General features: G+C 67.5%; 1 protein-coding gene. It reads right to left on the reverse strand.

Annotation, left to right across the window (positions count from 1 at the left end; genetic code table 11):
• Nucleotides 1-467, reverse strand: a 467-nt coding sequence (locus J5M57_RS28360; RefSeq protein WP_207938525.1) for a TolC family protein, incomplete at both ends; no start/stop codon positions are given.

The following is a 467-nucleotide window of genomic DNA, read 5'->3' on the forward strand; positions in this document are numbered from 1 at the left end:
GACGTAGGTGCTGATCGCTTCCATCACGATCAGATCCCACGCGCGCCGGTACCGGTCTTCTTCGGCTTTCGCCAGCGCATAGGCTTCCTCATAGCGCTTTTGGGTCGCCCCCCAGGCATAGAGCTCCCAACTGAGGTTGACTTGGCCGCCATGGAAATTGTCGGCGTTGACACTGGAAAGCGACGTGGGGCCGCCCTGCGCGTTCCAGTTGCCCTCCCTGCCCAGCGCGTATTCGACCGACAGTTGCGGATAGTGGCCGGCCCAGGCCTTGGCCGCGCGTTCGTGGTCAGCGCGCGCCGACAGCTCGCTCACGAGCACGCGAGGATCGCGTTCCCCCACTAACGCGATCATCTTTGCCAGCGTCATCAGCCCGGCGGCGTGCTCCGCGCGCTGCCCGGGAGCGCCCGAGGCGGCCGGCGGCAGCGGCACGATCGGCTCGCGCCCGCGCGGGGCCATGTAGTATGCAC

Origin of the sequence: Pseudomonas sp. 86_A, from assembly GCF_017491705.1 — a bacterium.
Classification (GTDB): Bacteria; Pseudomonadota; Gammaproteobacteria; order Pseudomonadales; family Pseudomonadaceae; genus Aquipseudomonas; species Aquipseudomonas koreensis.